The sequence below is a fragment of the Acidobacteriota bacterium genome (genome assembly GCA_020853395.1).
Taxonomy (GTDB): Bacteria; Acidobacteriota; Vicinamibacteria; order Vicinamibacterales; family SCN-69-37; genus JADYYY01.
The window spans coordinates 19,267-39,490 of sequence record JADYYY010000004.1 but is presented as its reverse complement, the minus strand read 5'-3'; the positions used below and the strand labels follow the sequence as shown (position 1 = coordinate 39,490).

Sequence of the window (20,224 nt, the reverse complement as noted above, 5' to 3'; positions counted from 1 at the left end):
ACTTATGAAGAAAGCTCTCGTTTCGGCAGGTCTCGTCGGGGTCGTCCTCGCGGCCGGGGCCGTGGCGTGGCTTCAGGCCGCCGCTCCCCAGATCGATGCGGTGAGCGTCAACCCCGCGTACATCGTCATCAACACGCCGACCACGGTCGTGTTCACGGCGAAGATCACGGACCCGTCGCTACAACCGACTGGTCTGAACCTTCTCCAGACCGATGCCGGCGGCAAGACCCTGAGCACGGTGGGGGTCATGAACGACACGGGAACGAACGGCGACGCCGTCGCCGGCGACAAGATCTTCAGCCGCAGCGTGTCGCTCAACCAGGCTGGAGTGGGGCAGCTGTACTACAGAGTCTCCGCGCCGTTCAAAGGGGTCCTGGCCAGGACGTTGTCGCCGGTGATGACGGTCACGGTCGACCCCGTGAAGCTCCCGCCGGATCCTGGGGAGGCTGGAAAGCAGACGCTCGAGGGGATTGATTCGGACGAAGACGGTGTTCGAGATGATATTCAGCGATTCATCATCATCAACTACCCAGATCGCACTCAGCAGAACGGTCTCACGCAGTTCGTACAGTCTCTGCAGTCCCTAGTCGTCGAAGCGGGACAGCCACAACGGACCGCTCTCCATTGGCTAGCTGTCATGGACGCTGAGGAGTGTCTGATCGATCGATTCGGCACGAGGGATTTCAGAGTCCCGCGTGAACTAGTTCTCGCGCGCCTTCTGAACACAGAGGCTCGTAATTCGGCTTATATGACGGCGAACAGGTATCCGCCGCCAGCACCTGATACTACCGACACCATCCCACCGAGATTCTCAACCTGCCGAACCTATTGAACTCGGCACAGCGCGGAGGACGTGTGACAGCCAGCACTAGGCGCACCTTGCTCGTTATGGCCTCGCTGCTCCTCGGCGCCGTACGCCTTGCAGTTGCCGAGCCCTGCGGTCCACCGAGGGCAGGTGTTCTCTTGATCAACGGCATCATGACGAACTGGCACGACCTCGATACCAATCGCCGTCAACTGAGGAAGCAACTCGCAGAAGTCCTGGGCTGTGAGGTGGTAGTTCTTCCTGGCCACAACACGACGGCTGATCTCGTTGCTGATCTCGACGAGTCCGTGAAGCAGAAACTGCGCGAGGAGGGGTACCCAGTAATTGATCCCGCTGATTTCAGGTTGCTGGTGAGGCTGGGCGTGGACTATGTCTCAGGCAATTACGTGGACCTCGGCGTCAGGGCGACGAAGTTCTTTGCAGATGAACTCGCCAAAAACTGGGTGGAACTCGAGGGCGCCAGAACAGATCAACAGCAAATTGATCTTGACACGATGGTTCAGCAAGCACTCACCATGATGGTTGCTGGACTCCGAGTCGTAGTCGTCGGTCACTCGCAAGGCAACTTTTTTGCCAACGAGGTGTACGACGCAATCGTGCGAACGGGGCCTGGGTTAGCCGCGAAGATGGAAGTCGTTGGCCTTGCGACTCCCTCGAGTCGAGTTGCCGGCCGGTCCGGCAACCCGGTGGAGTACACCACGCTCAACGCGGATCCTATTCACCACGTTGTGTTCAACGCGCTTGATCCAACAACGAGCGCTCCGACTTGCGAAGCGACTACGCTTCCTGGGAGTATTCATTGCCACTTTCTTGAGACTTACCTTGCGAAGGACGAGCCATGGCGAAGGTTGTTGTTTCACCTGCTGGCCGGAACAAGACGCGCCGCAGTAGACGACACCTACTCCGTGGGGGCAGATCAGACATTTGTAGCTCCGACCGGAACACTTCTTCTGAATGATAGGGTTCCGCTACCGGCGAGTTCAGTCTCATTCCTCAACGCACCGTCCTTCATTCAAAACACGGGAGATGGCGGATTCAGGGTACATGCAAGCAGTCAAAATATCGGCCGAACGCAGTTTGAGTACATCTACACGACAATAGCCGGGCAGAGCAATCAGGCTACGGTTACTGTTGATGTCGTCGGCACTCCGCCGCCCGAACCGGTTGAGAATCTGGCGCCCATTGCTCATTTCGTCGCCAGTCATGAAACTGCGACCGTGGCAAATGGTCAGACGCTGAACGTGATCACGGATCGGACGACTGGTGAGGCGCGCGTCACCTTCACCGACCAGTCGTCAGATCCTGACGGCGATTCGATCGCATCGCGCACGTGGACCGCTGATACGCCCTGCACGCCGGGCGGTACGCCGCCGTGCCTTCTGGCGAGCGGCGCCGCCACCTTCACCTGGGGCTTCCGCGCGGGAACCTACGACATCACGTTGCGCGTGACCGATGGACACGGCGGAGAAGACACCGCCACGGCGCGGATTGAGGTGACGGCTGCCGACCCGGGAGCGCGTGTCTGGCCGATGAACGGCCACGACGCCCGCCGCACGAGTCGCAGCGGGTCCGCTGGGCCGGCCACGCGGCCCACGAGCCCCCACTGGGTGTTTCCGACAGCGGAACCCGTGGTCGGAGGGCTCTCCGTCTCGGCGGAAGGTCGACTGTATTTCGCAAGCGACAAGTTCTACGCGCTCGGGAGCGACGGCCAGGTGTTCGCGCAAGCGCCTGTAGCGGCCGTCTCCGGGAAGGCCCAGCCGGTCGTGACGTCCGCGGCCATCGACGACGTCAACGGGTTCGTCTATTTCGGGACCTACAGCCCGGGCGGTGGGTGGGATCTACTGCGATTCAACAAGGATCTGTCGGCTCCGATCGTGTTGGAGCATGGAGACCAGCAAGACGGCCAGCCGAGCGATGTCATCGTCGACGATCAAGGTGGCGTGTTCTTCTTCGTCAATCACCGATCGGGAGCCGTGGCCTATGCGCTCGGTTCGCATTCCTGGACGTCGACGGTGTGCACCACGCGGTGGGCAGGTGCGCCGGCCATCGGCGCTGACGGTCACGTCTACGGCGCCTGTCCTGGCGTTGGGAACCTGAAACTCGACCGAACGACCGGCGTCGAATTGGCACGTGGTACCGCCAGTGGTACGGAGCTGATGATCGACGACACCGCCCATCTCTGGGGCGGGTTCCAGCAGTTCACCGGCGTCATCTTCATTGGCGGATTTTCGAGTTGGAATCCGGATCTGACGTTGGCGAGCGACTCGTGCTGCGGGGAGTACACCACGGGCCGAGCGAGCCTGTTTCCGGACGGCACTTCCACGGTCCGCACCGGGTACGCGTTTCAGGACGATCGGATTCTGGCCGCCAGAGGCACCGATGTCTGGAGCATGCAGGTGGCCCGCCCCGGCATCTTCACCACCGATCCATCCGTGGACGCCTCAGGTCGGGTGTTCGTCGGCGCGAACGCTGGACTGTACGTTCTCAGGCAAGTTGATGGCACTGTCGATTGGACTTTTGCCACGCCGTTTCCGGTGACCGGCCAGCCGGTCATCGCCGACGGCGCCGTGTACTTCGCCACGACGAACGGAAGCGTCTACAAACTGCGCCAGCAGGCGGGGCCCCAACCGACGGGGCCGACCATCACGGCTGTCGAGCCGCTGACCGTCTACGCGGGGCTGACGGACCAGTTGATCCGGCTCTCCGGCACCGGCTTCAGTTGCCCAGAACCAAGCGTGGCCACGGCATGCTCCAGCGTCGAGGTCTATCTGGACGGCAGTCTCCTCGCGACACTACAGGCGCCAGGGCAGGTTCAGTCAGTGGCGACGGCTTCGATGAAGCTCGCGGTGACCTTTGGAACCCCCGGCGTCTACAGCCTGGTCGCCGTAAACCCGGACGGGTCGAGGTCGGTGCCGTTCGACATCAGCGTTCAGACGTTCCAGCCGGCCGTAGCATCGAAGCCGTCAATCGTCGCCTTCGACGGCAACCTGGTACCCCAAGTGGCTGGGAGGGGCTTGGTCGGCTTGGTCAGTGACCGACACGGCAATCTCCTGACCCTGAAGATCGCTAGTCCCTGCGGTGACTCTGCCTGCCGTCTCTTCACGCTTCTGTCGCTGAGTCCCTACGGGTCCGTGAACTGGGAGGCGACCGAGGGAGAAACTGAGGGGGCGTCGGGGTTTGGGGGCGACTTCCAGGCGCCGCTGATCATCACGCCGGGGGCCGACGACGACGTATTCCTGCAGACCTCGCGCATTCACGTCGGCGGGTATCGGTCCGGCGCCATGTTCGGCAACTGGCCACAGGCGGCCGTCGGCGATCGGTTCACCGGCCGTCTGCTGGTGGACGAAACGACCGGGAACGTGTTCGTGACCACCGCGCCAGCGTTCCCCGGAGCCGAGTTCGGGGCAACGGTGTTCGATCGGAACGGGTCGCCGTCGCTGCTCCTACCCGGCACCGTCGGCACGTGGTATCGAGGCGCGGGTGGCCACCCCTATCTCGTCAACGGCCTGAGCCTCACCCGCTACGATCGCGAAACCTTGGCGCCCGCCTGTTCGAGCTCTCTGCCGGACTTCGTGCGGTTCAGTTCGACAGAAGGAATCTTCACCACCGACGGGACGACCATCTACAGGACCGACGCGAACTGCCAGACGACCGCGCTCGCGACGGTGGCCGGCGTGAGCTTCTCCATCTACACTGTCCATGGCGATCGACTCATCGGACTGTCCCGTCCCGACCTTTTCGGAACACCTGGAACCCTTACCGGAGTCAACCTGGTGAACGGCACGGTGTGGACGCAGGGGAGCCTCCAGTTCAACGGTGACTCAATCGGGAGCCAAGGCGATACGATCTACATGCTGGTCCTTGATCGGGCCGACGGACTGAAGCAGAAGGTTGCGATTCTGGACGCGCGCAGCGGTTCGATTCTCGCCAAGCTGAACACGTCCGGCTTCTGCGAGAACAATTGCCACCTCGAGGTAGCAGCGGACGGCCGAGTCTATCTGCAGGAGTCGGGCTCGTCCAAGGTCTTCCGCGTGCCGCGCGTCATCCATGCGGGCGGTCACACGAAGCTTGAGTTCTTCAACGTGGACGAAATGCAGACCTTGAGAGTCAACGGGCAGCTTCTCGCAGAAGAGACGGGCTCCCGAAGCTTCGAGTTGGCGACGCTGCTCCAACCCGGTCTGAATCTCGTCGAGGTCGAGGTCGTCAACGGAGCAGGTTCGTGGTCGTTCGGGTACAACCTGCGAGTTGATGGTCAGACTGCCGTCTCGGTCAGTTGTGGCCAGAGCGGAGGGGCCGGCTGTGACGGCGACAGCCAGAAACTCGGTACGGTGCTGCGCGAGTCGTTCCTGATCCTGAAGTGACGAGCGCCTCGCCCCAAGGAGGGCGCGTCCTGTAAGCGGCGGCACCGCGCGCCTGCTCAGGCGCGCGCGGAGGGCACGTGTCGAAGCTCTACTCGGCGCGCCTCGGACGCATGTTCGCGGCGAGCACGCGCTTGCGCAGCCGGATGTTCCCCGGCGTGATCTCGACGAGCTCGTCGTCGTTGATGAACTCGATCGCCTGTTCGAGCCCCATCTGGCGCGGCGGGATGAGGCGGATGGCCTCGTCGGCCGTCGACGCCCGCATGTTCGTCTGCTTCTTCTCCTTGGTGATGTTCACGTCGAGGTCGTTCGGCCGCGAGTTCTCGCCGGCGATCATCCCCTCGTAGACCTCGACCGCCGGCTCGATGAACATCTCGCCGCGTTCCTGCAGGTTGGCGATCGCATAGGCCGTGGCCTTGCCGGGCCGGTCGGCGACGAGCGCGCCGTTCGCCCGCGCGGGAATCGGGCCGTGCCACGGCTCCCAGCCGTGGAGCAGATGGTTCATGATGCCGGTGCCGCGCGTCTCGGTGAGGAAGAGCGCGCGGAAGCCGATGAGGCCGCGCGCCGGAATCCGGAACTCGAGCCGCACGCGCCCGCTCCCGTGGTTCACCATCCGCGTCATCATCCCGCGGCGCTGGCCGACCTGCGCGATCACGACGCCCTGGAACTCCTCGGCGACGTCGATGACGAGGTCCTCCACCGGCTCCATCCGCGCGCCGTCGATCTCCCGCGTCACGATCTCGGGCCGCGAGACCTGCAGCTCGTAGCCTTCGCGGCGCATCATCTCGATCAGAATCGACAGTTGCAGCTCGCCCCGCCCGAAGACCTTGAACTGCTCGGGCAGGTCGGTCGGCTCGACGCGGATGGAGACGTTGCCGACGAGCTCGCGATCCAGGCGGTCCTTGATCTGCCGCGACGTGACGAACCGGCCGTCGCGGCCCGCGAACGGCGACGTGTTCACGCCGAAGATCATCGACACGGTCGGCTCGTCGACCGCGATCGTCGGCAGCGGCACCGGCTGTTCGGCCTCGCTGATCGTTTCGCCGATCATGATGTCCTCGATGCCGGCGAGGCAGATGATGTCGCCGGCGGCCGCCGCGATCGCCTCGACGCGCTTCAGCCCCTCGAACGTGTACAGCTTCGTGACGGTGGTGCGCCTGACCGAGCCGTCCAGCTTGCAGACGCCGATCGGATCGCCGACCTTCACCGTGCCGTTGAAGATGCGGCCGATGGCGAGCCGGCCGAGATAGTCGCTCGCGTCGAGATTCGCGACGAGCACCTGGAGCGGCTTCGACGCCGAGCCGCGCGGCGGCGGCGTGTGCGTCAGGACGGCGTCGAAGAGCGGCCGCAGGTCGGCGCCAGGCTGCTCGAGGTCGGTCGTCGCAGTGCCGGCGCGGGCGTTCGTGAACAGCACCGGAAACTCGAGCTGGTCGACCGTGGCGTCGAGATCGATGAAGAGGTCGTACACCTCGTCGAGCACCGCCTTCGGGCGCGCATCGCCCCGATCGATCTTGTTGACGACGACGATGGGCGGGAGGCCGCGCTCGAGGGCCTTCCTCAGCACGAACCGCGTCTGCGGCAGCGGACCCTCGGACGCGTCCACGAGCAGCATCACGCCGTCCACCATCGAGAGCGTCCGTTCGACCTCACCGCCGAAGTCGGCGTGGCCCGGCGTGTCCACGATGTTGATGAGGTGCCCCTCGTAGTGGACGGCGGTGTTCTTCGCGAGGATCGTGATGCCGCGCTCGCGCTCGAGCTCGTTCGAGTCCATGACGCGCTCGTCGACGCGCTCGTTCGCGCGGAAGATCCCGCTCTGGTGGAGCAGGGCGTCCACGAGCGTGGTCTTGCCGTGGTCGACGTGCGCGATGATGGCGACGTTCCGGCGAAGCGGGTTGGCGACCTCCTGCGAGCTCGGGAGCGACGAAGACATCCGCTCAGTATAGCGAACGTCCGCGGCAGCCCGCCCGTGCCCGGTTTCGGCGCCCGGGCCTGACTGACTTCGGGACGCTCGTCCTGGGCGGCGGTTTCGCCGGCACGTTCGTGGGCTCGCCGCGCATCACGATCGATCTCGACGCCGCCTGTACGCGACCCGCCGACGATCTCCGCGGCTCGTGCGCGCGTGGGCGCCGCCCGTCCGCGCCATCGGCTATCATCGCGCGGACGACGGACGATGCGGCTGACGATCGCGCAGTTGAACTTCACGGTCGGGGCGTTCGACGCGAACTTCGAGCGCATGCGGTCGGCCATCGCGCGCGCCGAGGCCGATGGGTCGGATCTCGTCGTGTTCTCCGAGCTGGCCACCACCGGCTACCCGCCGCGCGACCTGCTGTGGCACCCACGGTTCGTCGACGCCAACCTGGACCTGCTCGACCGCGTGGCGCGCCTGTCGACGGGCCGGCTCGGCATCCTGATCGGGTTCGTCGATCGCAACACGTCCGCGGAAGGCAAGCCGCTGAGGAACGCGGTGGCCCTCTGCCAGTCCGGCCGCGTCGTCGCCCGCCGCTACAAGTCGCTGCTGCCGACCTACGACGTCTTCGACGAGGACCGCTACTTCGAGCCGGCCAGGGACGTGTCGCCGGTCGACGCCGGCCCATGGAAGCTGGGGCTCACGATCTGCGAGGACGTGTGGAACGACCGCGACGTGCTGCCGAGGCGCCTGTACCATCGCGACCCGGTCCGCGAGCTGGTCACGGGCGGCGCCGACGTGCTGGTCAACATCTCGGCGAGCCCGTTCACGCTCGACAAGGCGGGCGAGCGCCGGCGGCTGATCGAGCGTGACGCCGTGGAGCACGGACGCTTCTCGTTCTACGTCAACCAGGTCGGCGGCAACGACGATCTCGTGTTCGACGGCCGGTCGATCGGGTTCGGACCCGACGGCGCCGAGCTGCTGCGCGCGGCCGAGTTCGAGGAAGACATCGTCACGATCGACGTGCCGGTGGGGCAGCCGGCGGCCGCGGCCACGCCGGTCCTGCGGACCGTGTCGGCGTCGGAGCCAGAGGCGGCCTACCGTGCGCTCCGCCTCGGCCTCGGCGACTACGCGAGGAAGTGCGGCTTCTCGGGCGCGATCGTCGGCCTCTCCGGCGGCATCGACTCGGCCGTGACGGCCTGCCTCGCCGCCGAGGCGCTCGGGCCCGAGCGCGTGCTCGGCGTGGCGATGCCGTCCCGCTACTCGTCCGATCACAGCCGGCGCGACGCTGCCGAGCTGGCCGCTGCGCTGGGCATCGAGTTCATGGAGGTGCCGATCGACCCGATCTTCCAGGCGTACCTGAACGTGCTGGCACCCGTGCTGCCCGGCGGCTGCACGGGGCCGACCGAGGAGAACCTGCAGGCGCGGGTGCGCGGCGCCGTGCTGATGGCGTTCTCCAACCAGCGCGGCTGGCTCCTGCTCTCGACCGGCAACAAGTCCGAGCTGGCGGTCGGCTACTGCACGCTGTACGGCGACATGGCGGGCGGGCTGGCGGTGATCAGCGACGTGCCGAAGCTGCTCGTGTACCGGCTGGCGGACCACATCAACCGCCGCGGTGCCGTCATCCCGCAGTCGACCATCACCAAGCCGCCGAGCGCCGAGCTGCGACCCGACCAGAAGGACACCGACAGCCTGCCCCCGTACGACGTGCTCGATCCGATCATCGCGGCCTACGTCGAACAGCACCTCGACGCCGAGGCCATCGTCCGGCGGGGGTTCGACCGCGCGGTCGTCACGGACGTGATCCGCCGGATCGACGGCAGCGAGTACAAGCGCCGGCAGGCCGCGCCGGGCATCAAGATCTCCTCGAAGGCGTTCGGTACCGGACGGCGGTATCCGATCGCGGCCAACTACCGGTATTGAGACCGCGCGAGACGCGATTCGCGTCCGACCGTGCCGGCCGGACGACGGGGTCAGCGCGTGAAGCGAAAGGCGGCTTCGTAGATCACCGGCACGCGCCCGGTCGGCATCGCACCGGGCCGTGGCAGGTTGTGCTCGGCGAACGGCACGCCGGGGTCGAGCGCGAATCCGGCCCGGCCGAGCTCGTCCAGCAACTGCTCGCGCGTGAGGAAGCACTGCGGCGCGCCGGAGAACTGGGTGAAGACGAAGGGCTCGCCCGGCACCGGCGGCGCGTCGGGCGGCAGCGTGTTGCGCGAGAACGTGAACACGAACAGCCCGGCGGACGGGCGCGCCACGCGTGCGGCTTCCGCCACGGCACGCCGGAACTCGCCGCTCGACCGGGCGAGGTTCCAGATGCCGTGCGCGACGATCAGATCGAACGATGCGTCGGGCGCCTCGAGCGCGTCCATCGGCGACAGGGCGAGCCGCACCCGATCCGCCACGCCGTGCTCGGCGACGCGATCGGCGGCCGCCTCGAGCATCGGCCGCGACCAGTCCAGGCCGAGTACCTGCCAGCCCAGCTCGGCGAGCGGCACGGCATTGCGCGCGGCGCCGCAACCGATGTCGATCGCGGCGCCGTCAGGCGTCCGCCGCAGCTCCGCCGCGGCGAAGCCCATCAGCGTTTCGTTCGGCGGCGACGCGCGGAAGCCCGAGACGGTTTCGGGCCGGCTCCACGAAGATCCGGCGAGAGGATCGCAAATCATGTGGTCATCATGCGGCAGCGCGCGCTCGACGGCGTTGCGCTCGCGCAACGTGTTGCCACGTGCCGCCCTGTAGCATCGGATCCGCGCCGAACGTTCCGGCGCAGCTCCAGGAGGATCGCATGGCCGCTCCGTCTCCCACGATTCCCGCCGCCGAGGCCCTGCCGCTCCACGATCTCGTGAGCCCGACCGCCCAGGGCATCGCGAGCCGCGTGCTCGCGAAGACCGCCGGCGGCAACGTCACGCTGTTCTCGTTCGATGCGGGGCAGGAGCTCAGCGAGCACACCGCGCCGTTCGACGCGCTGGTGCTCGTGCTCGAGGGCGCGATGCAGCTCACGATCGGCGGCCGCCCGGTGGCCGCCACTCCCGGCACGATCGTGCGGATGCCCGCCAACGTGCCTCACGCGCTGGAAGCGCTCGACGCCACGCGCATGCTCCTGATCATGCTCAGGGAGCCGAAGGCGTAGATACCTTTCGAACGGCGGGTTCTGCCGCGTCAGCGGCGCGGCGCGGGCGTGAGGCCGAGCGCGCGGCGGAACAGGATGTCGTCCTCCAGGTGGACGTGAAGGTCCAGCAGCCGATCGAACTCGCCGAGCCCGTGATAGAGCCCGCGAAACGTGGCGCAGGCCCCGTCCGGCGGCGTGAACCGATCGGTGACGACCCGGATCTGCTCCATCGCCCATTCGACGCGCCGATGCTCCCGCTCCATCGCGTCGATCGCTTCCCTGATCGGAAACGCCGCGGCCGCTTCAGGCCGATCGGCCGCCGCGGCGATCGCCGGGAAGAGCACCGCCTCCTCGCGGCGCATGTGCTGGCTCAGCGCATCGGCCATGAACCCGAAGAGCGTCTGCAGCTTGCCGAGCGTCTCGCCCATCGTGTCGCCGTGCCGCTCGACGACCTTGTCGAGCATGCCGTCGAGCCTCGGCAGGTCCTCGCGATGGTGCGCGTGATAGCGCTCGAGGATGTGGACGATGAGCGCGTCGATCGGCGCGTCGTGCCAGTCGTCGCGTTCCTGGAATCCAGCCACCGCGGCGCGCAGCTCGTCCAGGAATGCATCGAGGTCGAGCTGCTCGTTCTCGCAGATCTCACGCACCGCCACGCGCCCGCCGCAGCAGAAGTGGATCGCGTGGCGCTGCAGCACGGGAATGGTGGCGGGCGCGTCGTTGACGAGCTCCATGAGGGTGGTGTCGGCGGTGATGTCCACGGGCGCTCCTTCGGGTGGCTGTCCGGCGGCGATGTTCTGCCCACTCTAGCCAGCGGCCCGTCCGCGGTCTTTGCGCCATCGCAAACTCTTCGCCGCGCGTAGTACTGTGTGCCCATGTCGCCGGACGACGGGGCCGGCCGCTCCCGGCTGTTCGAGGGCGTGGCCGACGCGGAGCGCGCGGCCTGGCTGCAGGCGTCGAGCGTGAGGGACTGCGCGCGCGGCGAGGCCGTCGCCCGTCAAGGCGAGCCCGCCGACGCGCTGTTCCTCGTCGTCTCGGGCATGCTCAAGATCCTGCAGCTCACGCCGGAGGGCGCCGAGGTGCTCGTGCGCTTCGTCGGGCCGGGCGAGCCGTTCGGCGGGGTCGTCGCCATCGACGGCGCGTCGTATCCGGTGACGGCCGTGGCGGTCGATCGGACGCGGCTGCGCGCCTGGCCGACGCCGACGCTGCGGCGCCTGCTCGCCGGCACGCCGCAGGTTCGCGTCAACATCATGCGCGAGATGGCGACGCACATGACGGACGCGATGACTCGCGTCCAGGAGCTGGCCACCGCGCGCGTCGGCGCCCGCATCGCGAGCGCGCTGCTCCGGCTGGTGCGCCAGAGCGGCCGGCCGACCTCGGACGGGCTGCTGCTGCCGTTTCCGCTGACGCGCCAGGAGCTGGCACAGCTCAGCGGCACCACGCTCTACACGGTGAGCCGGACGCTCTCGCGCTGGCAGCAGCAGGGCGTGCTGCGAACGACCGGCCGCCGGCTGCTCATCTCGCGGGCGGCGGCCCTCGAAGCCCTGGCGCACGTGGACGCCACGGACGGAGAGCCCTGACCGTCAGTATCGTGCGGTCTCGAGCACGGCCGCGAGGATGTCGTCGGCGCCGGGCAGGATCGCTTCCTCGAGGTCGGGGTGATAGGCGACCGGCGTGTCGAGCGCGGCGACGCGCCGGACCGGCGCGTCCAGGTGCTCGAAGTGCTCGTCCGCGACACGCGCGGCGATCTCCGCGCCGAAGCCGCACGTGAGCTGGTCCTCGTGGGCGACGACGATGCGGTTCGTGCGGCGGACGGCCGCGCCGATCCCCTGCCAGTCGAACGGCGCGATGGTTCGCGCGTCGATCACCATCACGCTCACGCCGTGCTTCTCGGCCTGCTGGGCGGCCACGAGCGCGCGCTGCACCACGGCGCCCCAGGTGACGACCACGACGTCCGTGCCGGCGCGCCGGACGACCGACTTGCCGAAGGGGATCATGTAGTTCGATCCCGGATACGGGCTCTTGTTGTAGGTCTGGCGATAGAGGTGCTTGTGCTCCAGGAAGAGCACCGGGTCGTCGCTGCGGATCGCCGTCCGCAGCAGCCCCGCCGCATCCTCGGCCGTCGACGGATAGACGACGCGCAGGCCCGGGCAGTGCGCGAAGATGCTCTCGCCCGACTGGCTGTGGTACACCGAGCCTCCCCGGAGGTAGCCGCCGATTGCGGCGCGCACCACCATCGGGCACGAGAACATGTTGTTCGATCGGTAGCGCAGCATCGAGATCTCGTCGCGAAGCTGCATCATCGCCGGCCAGATGTAGTCGAAGAACTGGATCTCGACGATGGGCTTGAGCCCGCGCGTGCCCATGCCGCAGGCGCGGCCGACGATGGCCGCCTCGGCGAGCTGGGAATTGAACACGCGCACCGGGCCGTGGGCCCGCTGGAGCCCGAGCGTGACCTTGAAGACGCCGCCCTTGCCCTGCACTTCCTCGAGCGCATCGTGCCGCGTCGCGTCGGCGACGTCCTCGCCGAAGACGACGATCGCCGGGTTGGCGGCCATCTCGTCCATGAGCGTGCGGTTGATGGCGGCGACCATCGTGTCGGGATGGCCTTCGGGCCGGGCGACCGACTCGAACGCCGGCGACGTCGGGTCCACGTCGGGCGAGTACACGTAGCGGGTGACCGTATCGGGCGTGGGCTTCGGCGCCTGGATGGCCGCGTCGGCCGCCTCGGCGACCTCGCGGTCCACGTCGCTCGCGATCGCGGCGAGATCCGCGTCGGTCAGGACGTCCCGGCTTCTCAGGTACGCCGCGAACTTCGCGAGCGGGTCGCGCCGGGCTTCCTCGGCACGTTCGGCAGCCGTCTTGTACGCCCGCTCGTCGTCGGAGTGCGAGTGCGAGTAGGGGCGGATGACGGTGGCGTGCACGAGCGCCGGGCCCCGGCGCTCGCGGCACCAGGCGGCGGCGTCGCCCATCGCGCGAAAGCTGTCGGCCACGTCGGTGCCGTCGCAGCGGACGACCTTCAGGTGCGGGAAGCTCTCGACGAGGTGCGAGATGCTGCCGCCCGGCGTCTGCGCTTCGACGGGCACGGAGATCGCGTAGCCGTTGTCCTCGACGAGGAAGATCACCGGCAGCCGGCGGAGGCACGCGCCGCCGAGCGCCTCCCAGAACTCGCCTTCGCTCGTCGCGCCGTCGCCGACCGAGACGTAGGTGATCTCGTCGCGCCGGAACTTCGTCTCGCGGTCGGCGATATCGGGGATGTGCTCGTAGAGGTGCGCGGCCTCCGCGCAGCCGATGGCCTGCACGCACTGCGTGCCGGTGGCGCTCGACTGCGACACGATGTGCCGCGCGCGGTCGCCCCAGTGCGACGGCATCTGCCGGCCGCCGCTCGTCTTGTCGTCGCGCGAGCCGACCGCCGCGAGGAACATCTCGAGCGGCGTCATGCCGAGCGTGAGGCAGAGCGCGCGGTCCCGATAGTACGGATAGAACCAGTCGTGGCCCGGCCGCAGGACGAGGCCGGCCGCGACGAGGATCGCTTCGTGGCCGGCGCCGCTGATCTGGAAGTAGATGAGGCTCTGGTTCTTGAGCTGGATTTCCTTGTCGTCGATGCGCCGCGACAAGAGCATCGTCCGGTAGATCCAGATCAGATCGTTCCGCGTGAAGCTGTCGAAGGGTCGCGTACCCGCGGGCGCGGTGGGCTTCGGGGGCCGAGGATCGACTCGGGCGGTCGAGATCGTACTGGTCTTCATCAAAGACAGGCCCCAGCCGGCGCGTGCCGACGCCAGCGCAACCGCTCGATTATACTCCTGGACTCCGTCATGACTCGGCGCGTCACTCTGTCCAGATGGGACGACATCCCGCTGGAAAAAGTCTCGGAGATGGTGGCACGCAAGGTCGTGTCCGGGCGCGACGCGGCGCTCGCGCAGGCGTACTACAAGAAGGGCGCGATCGTGCCGGTGCACGCGCACGACGCGGACGTGATCGTGTACGTGCTGCAGGGCGCGCTGCGCGTGGCCGTGGAGGGCGAGGACGTGACGGCGCGCGAAGGCGACGTGCTCGTGATCCCCGCCGCCGCCAGCCACCAGGCCGAGAGCCTCGACGACACGTTCGTGCTCACGGTGACGCGGCCCCGCGACTGATACTGTTTGCGACGCTGCTCAGGAGGTTCCCGTGGTCCTTCTCGTGCTTTTCGGCATCCTCGTCGTCGCCGCGCTGTGGGTGGTGGCGGCCTACAACCGTCTGATCGGGCTCAGGAATCAGAAGGACAACGGCTGGAAGCAGATCGACGTGCAGTTGAAGCGGCGCCACGATCTGATCCCGAACCTCGTCAACACCGTCCGCGGCGCCATGGAGTTCGAGCGCGACACCCTGACGATGGTGATGGAGGCGCGCGCCAAGGCGATGGCGGCCGTGAGCCCGGCCGACGCGAGCCGGAAAGAGGGTGAGCTGACGCAGGCGCTCGGCCGGCTGTTCGCCCTCGCGGAGAGCTACCCGCAGCTTCGCGCCAGCGAGAACGTGAAGATGCTGCAGGAAGAGCTGGCCGGCACGGAGAACAAGATCGGGTTCGCGCGCCAGTTCTACAACGACATCGCCACGCGCTACAACATCGTCCGCGAGTCGTTCCCCACGAACGTCATCGCCAACGCGTTCGCATTCCGGGCCGCGGAGCTGTTCGAGATCACCGACGCGGCCGAACGCAGCGTGCCGCAGGTCGACCTGTCGATGAAGAAGAGCTGAGCGCAGCCGCGGCGCTGTCGCGACGCGCCGTCTCACCGCGATGAACATCCTCGAGCAGCAGGCGGCGAACCGCCGCCGCACCTGGGCGGTCATGGCGCTCTTCGTCGGCGTCCTCGGCCTCGCCGGTGCGGGCGTCGACACGTTCGTCGTCGGCAACGGCGGGCCGTTCGTTCCGGTGGCGACGCTCGCGGCCATCGGCATCGGCGGCGCCCAGGCCTGGTGGAGCCTGCAGCACGGCGATCGATCCGTGCTCGCGTCGTCGACCGCCGTCCCGCTCGCCGATCGGCTGTCGGCGTCGGCCGACGATGACGAGCGGCTGAGGTACCGGCAGCTCGACAACGTCGTCGAGGAGATGGCGATCGCCGCGGGGCTGCCGAAGCCCGCGGCGTTCGTCATTCCGGACGCCGACCCCAACGCGTTCGCCACCGGACGCGATGCCGCGCACGCCTCGATCGCGGTGACCGACGGGCTGCTCCGCGCGCTCTCGCGCGAGGAGCTGCAAGGCGTGGTGTCGCACGAGATGGCGCACATCCGCAACCTGGACATCCGGCTCATGACCGTCGTCGCCGCGCTCGTCGGAGCGGTCGCGCTCCTGGCGGACTGGTCGGCGCGCGGGATGCGGTTCGGCGGCGTCAGGCGTCCGTCAGGACGAAACCGCGACGGCCACGGCGCGGGCGCTCTTTTCTTCGCCGTCTGGATCGTCGCGATCGTGCTGGCGCCGGTGGTCGGGCGGCTCCTCGCGCTCGCCGTCTCGCGCCGCCGCGAGTACTTGGCGGACGCGACCGGCGCCGAGCTGACCCGCAACCCGCTGGCCTTGGCCTCCGCGCTCCAGAAGATCGACGGCGCCGCGGCGCCGACGCCATCGGTCAAGCGCGGCACGGCTCACCTGTGCATCGCCGATCCGCTCGGACGGCCGATCGACGATCGCGAAAGCGGCTGGGCGGAGCTGTGGGCGACGCACCCGCCGATGGCGAAGCGGATCGCCGCGCTGCGAGCGATGGGGTACGACGGGCGCAGCGGCGTCGTGGGCGCTCGGGGCGAGACGTCTGCCTCGCGGCAGCGCCTGTAACGTGTGACGTGCGAGGGCCGAATTGCGGACGCCGATGGCTTGCTGCGCGAAGCCGTCCGCAGCTCGATTTGAGCGAACGCGTCAGTTGGGCGCGGCGTCGATCAGCCGGCCGTCCGTGAGGAACCGTTTGTAGTCCGTGTAGGTCGTCACGGTGCGAAGCCGCGGTGTGCCGCCGTTGCGCATCACACGGAACTCGGAGGATTCGAGCGGCAGCACGAGCGACTCATCCGGGTCGCGGAACGTGACGCGGCCGAAGCGGATCGAGGTGTCGGAGCGCTCGAGCGTCAAGTACGGCGCCGCGCCCGGGCGCCTAACGAGCGCGGCCGGCAGGCGTAGATCGATCATGCCGGGCAGGCGGTGATCCAGCCGCAACACGTCCCCCGATGCGCGGTCGATCCAGAGCCGGCCCCGCCGGCCGCCGGTGACGTCGAAGCTGACGCAGTCCTCGACGCCGTCGACGGTCTTGACGTCCGCGCGAACCTGGCCGAGCTCGCGGTAGTCGACGAGCGCGGCGAGCCGACCCTCGACGCGAGCGGTGCCGGCGAGCGAGAACGCGTACTCGTCGCGCCGCGCGGGCAACAGCATCGACAGCGGCTGCGTCTCGGTCGCCTCGAGCTCCGGCGTCGTGCAGCGGTTCCGGTCATCGGGACGGGGCGCACGGCCGTTGACCTTCAGGACCTGCCGGCGCATGGTCGCCTCGACCGCCGCGCCACCGGCGCCCGGATCCCACGAAACCCGCAGCTCCGACTCGACCACGCGCCCGGGCCCGCTGTTCGAGAGGCTGACGGTGAGCGGCTGCATCACCACGCGTTCCAGGCACACCAGCCGCTCGGCGCGCGTGAAGAACTCCGCGACCCGCAGCCCGGCCATCGTCAGGAGCGCCGACAGATCATCGCCCGCCTGCGCAGGCACTCCGGCCGCCGGGCGCAACTCGGCCGCCGCACGCAGCCCGGCCGCCGGCCCCGCCGCCCCGCCCGCCAACGCCCCAACGACCACCCAGAGCCCAATGCCCACGCGTAGAAACACGGCTGTGCGCCGATTATCGGGCATCACGGCATGGCTCAGGGCTTACGGCTTGCGACTTCGGTATGGCTTAGGACTCAGGACCCGGGACTCAGGACTCAGGACCTCCGGACCCGGAGGACCCGGAGGACCCTGGACCCGGGACCCGGGACTCGGGACCGCTCTAATGCTCCCAGCGTCCCCGCCCGCCCTTGTGGATGTTGAACCGGCGCCGCATCCGTTCCATCCGCCACCGCGTGACGCGGTACCGCAGTTGCGCGCGCAGCTCGTCGGGACCCTGGAGATAGAACCATCCCACGAGGAGCCCGCCGAGGTGGGCCAGGTTGGCGACGCCGCTGCCGCTCGCGCCGATCGCGGAGAAGAAGGCGAGCGCGCCGATGATGAGGACGAAGATTCGGGCCCGCAGCGGGAAGACGAACATGAACAGGATCTGCCGGTGCGGGAACAGCATCGCCCAGGCCATGAGCAGACCGTAGATCGCCCCCGATGCGCCGATCGTCGTCGTCGCGTACGTCCGCGCCGCCCAGCCGAACGGCAAGAGCGAGACGAGCAGCGTGCACACGCCCGCGCCCACGCCGGTGAGGAAGTAGTACTTGGTGAACGCGGGCGTGCCCCAGCGGCGTTCCAGCTCGACGCCGAACATCCAGAGCGCGAGCATGTTGAAGAGGATGTGCGAGAGCGCGTAGGGCGAGTGGACGAACAGGTACGTCGCGAGCTGCCACACGCGGCCCGCCCCGAGCACGTCTTCAGGCGTGAGCCCCAGGAACCCGACGGTCGGTCCGGGCGCGACGAACGTGAGCAGGAAGACGACGACGTTCGCGATGATCAGGACCCTGACGGCGGGCGTGATCGGGCCGGGACCGAACTGGACGGCCGCGCCGGACGGGGCATAACGTGGCATCGGACGATGCTACCAGACGAGGCGGGGCGTGCCGGCCGGTCGACTCGTCGAGGCGTCGCTACAGGCCGGCCTTCGCGCGAACGCGGGCGACGGCCTGACGGAACTCGTCGATGTGCAGGATCCAGGCGGCGGCCGCGAGCGTGCCGATGCCCGTCGCGATGGCGCCGCCGACCCTGATGCCGCGCGCCACGAGCGTCGGCGAGGCGAACCGTGCGTGCAGCCAGCCTTCGACGAAGTAGGTGACGAGGCCCATCAGCGCCGAAGCGAGCGCGATCTTCGCGAACGAGACGCCGACGCGCCGCGCGTCGATCCCGTCGAGCCGGCGCGACAGCAGGTAGAGCAGCGATGCCGCGTTCAGGTTGGCCGCGATCGCCGTGCCGAGCGCGAGCCCCTGGAAGCTCATCACCGAGTAGAGCGAGAGGTTCAGCAGGAGGTTGATCCCGATCGTGGCGAGCGCGACGATTACCGGCGTGCGCGCGTCGCGCATCGAGTAGAAGCTCGGCGAGGCCAGCTTCACGATCGAGTAGCCGATGATGCCCGGGGCGTAGAAGAGCAGGGAGCTCGCCACCTTGGCCGTGTCCTGCGGGCCGAACGCCCCCCACTGGTAGATCAGCTCGACGATCGGCGTCGAGAGCACCATGAGCCCGACGGTCGCCGGGACGCTCAGCACCAGCATCAGACGGAGCCCGCTCGAGAGCGTCCCGCGCATGTCGGCGTAGGCCTCGCTGGCCGCGTGGCGGGCGAGGTCGGGGATCGCGGCCGTCGCGATGGCGACGCCGAAGATGCCCGTCGGCATGTACATCATCCGGAACGCGTACTGGAGCGCCGACGCCGCGCCCTCGACCCGCGTGGCCAGCCACGTGTTCACGAGCAGGTTGATCTGGGCGGCGGCGACGCCGATGGCACCCGGCCCCATCAGCATCAGCACCTCGCGCAGGCCGGGGTCGCGCGGATCGAGCGTCCAGGCGTGGCGGTAGCCTTCCCGCCGCAGCAGCGGCCACTGGGCGGCGATCTGCGCCACGCCGCCCGCCATCATGCCGACGGCGAGCGCCATCACGGGTTCGATGCCGATGCGGCCGAAGAGCGGCACGAGCGTGACCGTCGCGAGGATGAACGCGACGTTGAAGACGGCCGGCGACATGGCCGGCACGAAGAACTTCCGCAGGGCATTCAGCATGCCCATCATTGCGGCCGCCACCGCGATGAGCAGCAGAAACGGCATCGTCAGGCGGGCGAGCGCGACGGTGAGCTCGAACTTGCCCGGCGTGGCCTGGTACTCGCTCGCGTAGAACCGGACGAGCGGCTCGGTGAACACCATCCCGGCCACCGTCAGCAGGCCGGTGACGACGAGCAGGCCGTTGATGACGTTGGAGCCGAGCCGCCACGCCGCGGGTTTGCCGCCGGTCTGCAGGTACCGCGCGATCGTCGGCACGAAGGCCGCGCTCATGGCGCCCTCCGCGAACAGATCCCGCAGCAGCCCGGGAATCCGCGTCGCGACGGCAAAGGCATCCGCCGGCGCCGACGTCGCGAAGAAATACCCTTGGACCACGTCGCGAACGAGGCCCAGCATCCGGCTGGACAACGTCGCGGCGCTGATGATCCCGGCCGACTTGGCCAGCCGCTGAGAGCTCACGAGCGGCCTGTCCGGATGGGCTTGTCGAGACCGATGTCGAGGCTGATCACGAACGGATTACGGGAAGAGACGGTGGGGGCGGCCGCCGACGGGCGAGAGCGTGCCGGAAAAAGAAGGGGCCTCAACCCCTGTAGTTGAGGCCCCTGCCCGGAGGATGGATGAGAGGCGTTTCGCTGCCTTCATTCCGTTAGACGTGAGGTCATCGAAAAAGTTTGCCGGCGATCAGCCGGCTAGCTTCTTTTTCACGGCCTCGCTCAACGCGCGGCCGTCGACGGTCGCGCCGGCCAGGCTGGCGGCGACGGCTTTCATGACCTTGCCCATGTCCTTCGGCCCGGTGGCGCCGGTCTCGGCAATCGCGGTGTCGATGGCGCGGGCGATGGTGGCCTCGTCGGCCTCCGGCGGCAGATAGCGCTGGAGGAACGTGATTTCGGCCGCTTCCTTGGCCGCCAGCTCCTCACGGCCGCCTGCACGGAACTGCTCGACCGAGTCACGCCGCTGCTTGACGAGCGAGTTGACGACCTGCACCGACTCGGCGTCGGTGAGCGGCCGGCCCTTCTCGACCTCGCGGTTCATCAACGCCGCTTTGAGCATCCGCAGCGGGCCCAGCGCGGCCTGGTCCTTCTGTCGCATCGCGTCGGCGATGTCCTTGGTGATCTGATCGACCAGCATGA

The 20,224-nt window shown here is 68.2% G+C and carries 16 protein-coding genes; 8 read left to right on the top strand and 8 right to left on the bottom strand.

The features are described from left to right. Positions 1–4: 4 nt before the first annotated feature. Entirely contained in the window at positions 5–832 is an 828-nt protein-coding gene (locus IT184_03680) for a hypothetical protein (GenBank protein MCC7007893.1), read from the top strand. 131 nt (positions 833–963) lie between these two features. Further along, entirely contained in the window at positions 964–5,187 is a 4,224-nt protein-coding gene (locus tag IT184_03675) for a PQQ-binding-like beta-propeller repeat protein (protein MCC7007892.1), read from the top strand. An 88-nt stretch (positions 5,188–5,275) separates the two neighbouring features. Here the strand turns inward: IT184_03675 and typA are convergent, their stop codons facing one another. Then, the gene (typA, locus tag IT184_03670; protein MCC7007891.1) at positions 5,276–7,114 is read right to left on the bottom strand and encodes a translational GTPase TypA; all 1,839 of its coding nucleotides are present in this window, start codon (positions 7,112–7,114) and stop codon (positions 5,276–5,278) included. Between the two features lie 240 nt (positions 7,115–7,354). Between typA and IT184_03665 the strand changes: the two genes are divergently transcribed. After that, the gene (locus IT184_03665) at positions 7,355–9,013 is read left to right on the top strand and encodes an NAD+ synthase (protein ID MCC7007890.1); all 1,659 of its coding nucleotides are present in this window, start codon (positions 7,355–7,357) and stop codon (positions 9,011–9,013) included. Between the two features lie 50 nt (positions 9,014–9,063). Here IT184_03665 and IT184_03660 read toward each other — a convergent pair whose 3' ends face one another. After that, positions 9,064–9,753, bottom strand: a complete 690-nt coding sequence (locus tag IT184_03660) for a class I SAM-dependent methyltransferase (protein ID MCC7007889.1) — start codon at positions 9,751–9,753, stop codon at positions 9,064–9,066. A gap of 119 nt (positions 9,754–9,872) precedes the next feature. On the opposite strand from IT184_03660, the gene IT184_03655 reads away from it, so the two are divergent. Continuing rightward, the gene (locus IT184_03655; protein MCC7007888.1) at positions 9,873–10,217 is read left to right on the top strand and encodes a cupin domain-containing protein; all 345 of its coding nucleotides are present in this window, start codon (positions 9,873–9,875) and stop codon (positions 10,215–10,217) included. A 29-nt stretch (positions 10,218–10,246) separates the two neighbouring features. Here the strand turns inward: IT184_03655 and IT184_03650 are convergent, their stop codons facing one another. Continuing rightward, a complete protein-coding gene (locus IT184_03650) occupies positions 10,247–10,954 on the bottom strand; it encodes a DUF542 domain-containing protein (protein ID MCC7007887.1) in 708 nt (235 codons plus the stop codon). Positions 10,955–11,068: 114 nt separating this feature from the next. Between IT184_03650 and IT184_03645 the strand changes: the two genes are divergently transcribed. Continuing rightward, positions 11,069–11,773 carry a Crp/Fnr family transcriptional regulator gene (locus IT184_03645; GenBank protein ID MCC7007886.1) on the top strand — a complete coding sequence of 235 codons (705 nt, stop codon included), beginning with the start codon at positions 11,069–11,071 and terminating at the stop codon, positions 11,771–11,773. A 3-nt stretch (positions 11,774–11,776) separates the two neighbouring features. Here the strand turns inward: IT184_03645 and IT184_03640 are convergent, their stop codons facing one another. Continuing rightward, complete coding sequence (locus IT184_03640; GenBank protein ID MCC7007885.1) at positions 11,777–13,939, bottom strand: dehydrogenase E1 component subunit alpha/beta; 2,163 nt, start codon at positions 13,937–13,939, stop codon at positions 11,777–11,779. 129 nt (positions 13,940–14,068) lie between these two features. On the opposite strand from IT184_03640, the gene IT184_03635 reads away from it, so the two are divergent. From IT184_03635 to IT184_03625, 3 genes are read left to right on the top strand one after another with little or no spacing between them, the layout of a single operon-like run. Beyond that, positions 14,069–14,329, top strand: a complete 261-nt coding sequence (locus IT184_03635) for a cupin domain-containing protein (GenBank protein ID MCC7007884.1) — start codon at positions 14,069–14,071, stop codon at positions 14,327–14,329. A gap of 31 nt (positions 14,330–14,360) precedes the next feature. Further along, positions 14,361–14,927 carry a LemA family protein gene (locus IT184_03630; GenBank protein ID MCC7007883.1) on the top strand — a complete coding sequence of 189 codons (567 nt, stop codon included), beginning with the start codon at positions 14,361–14,363 and terminating at the stop codon, positions 14,925–14,927. A 40-nt stretch (positions 14,928–14,967) separates the two neighbouring features. Continuing rightward, on the top strand, positions 14,968–15,996 hold the full coding sequence (locus IT184_03625) for a M48 family metallopeptidase (protein MCC7007882.1): 1,029 nt from the start codon (positions 14,968–14,970) through the stop codon (positions 15,994–15,996). Between the two features lie 81 nt (positions 15,997–16,077). On the opposite strand, the gene IT184_03620 is transcribed toward IT184_03625, so the two are convergent. The 4 genes from IT184_03620 to IT184_03605 form a co-directional block, all read right to left on the bottom strand. After that, positions 16,078–17,046 carry a hypothetical protein gene (locus IT184_03620; GenBank protein ID MCC7007881.1) on the bottom strand — a complete coding sequence of 323 codons (969 nt, stop codon included), beginning with the start codon at positions 17,044–17,046 and terminating at the stop codon, positions 16,078–16,080. A gap of 136 nt (positions 17,047–17,182) precedes the next feature. Then, a complete protein-coding gene (locus tag IT184_03615) occupies positions 17,183–17,920 on the bottom strand; it encodes a rhomboid family intramembrane serine protease (GenBank protein ID MCC7007880.1) in 738 nt (245 codons plus the stop codon). Positions 17,921–17,978: 58 nt separating this feature from the next. After that, a complete protein-coding gene (murJ, locus tag IT184_03610; protein ID MCC7007879.1) occupies positions 17,979–19,553 on the bottom strand; it encodes a murein biosynthesis integral membrane protein MurJ in 1,575 nt (524 codons plus the stop codon). Between the two features lie 222 nt (positions 19,554–19,775). Then, entirely contained in the window at positions 19,776–20,222 is a 447-nt protein-coding gene (locus IT184_03605; protein MCC7007878.1) for a GatB/YqeY domain-containing protein, read from the bottom strand. Between the last annotated feature and the right edge of the window lie 2 nt (positions 20,223–20,224).